The 455-nt window shown below is 65.7% G+C and carries 2 protein-coding genes; both read right to left on the reverse strand.

Going from position 1 to position 455, the window contains the following annotated elements; translation table 11 throughout:
* Window positions 1-246: SDR family NAD(P)-dependent oxidoreductase (locus RM844_RS32660; protein WP_311671061.1), on the reverse strand; the 246-nt coding region annotated here is incomplete at its 3' end.
* A partial coding sequence (locus RM844_RS32665; RefSeq protein ID WP_311671062.1) for a hypothetical protein occupies window positions 243-455 on the reverse strand: 213 nt, incomplete at its 5' end. The genes RM844_RS32665 and RM844_RS32660, both read right to left, overlap by 4 nt.

Genomic DNA, 455 nt, shown 5'->3' on the forward strand with positions numbered 1-455 from the left:
GTCTTCGAGATCGGCAGCCACTCCGAAGGCCGAACCGCCGGCGTCTTCGATGAGAGCGAGGGTCTCCTCGATCGTGCCCGGGATCGCCTCGGTGACCCCGGCACGCGTCGACGGCGTCGGAGTGTGGGAGCGCGCCGTCACCGCCACGTTCGCGCCTTCCGCCGCCAGCCGTTGCGCGATCGCACGACCGATGCCGCGACTACTTCCGGTGACCAATGCCGTCTTACCGGCCAGCATCTGGTTCATCGGAGAGCGAAGTCCTCTTCGATCGGGCAGCGGTGTTGTTGCCACAGATCCACCAGGCGGTACGGCGTCGCCACCACGACACGACCGGAGCCCGACCGATAGTAGGTGTGCGCATTGGGCGTGTGGCACCAGACCGTGCGTTGCATCGCCTCGTCGATTCCCGCAACGTAATCCTCGAACGCGGTTTGGGTGACTTCTATCGTCGACGC

This window comes from Streptomyces chisholmiae (assembly GCF_031845445.1).
GTDB classification, from domain to species: Bacteria; Actinomycetota; Actinomycetes; order Streptomycetales; family Streptomycetaceae; genus Streptomyces; species Streptomyces chisholmiae.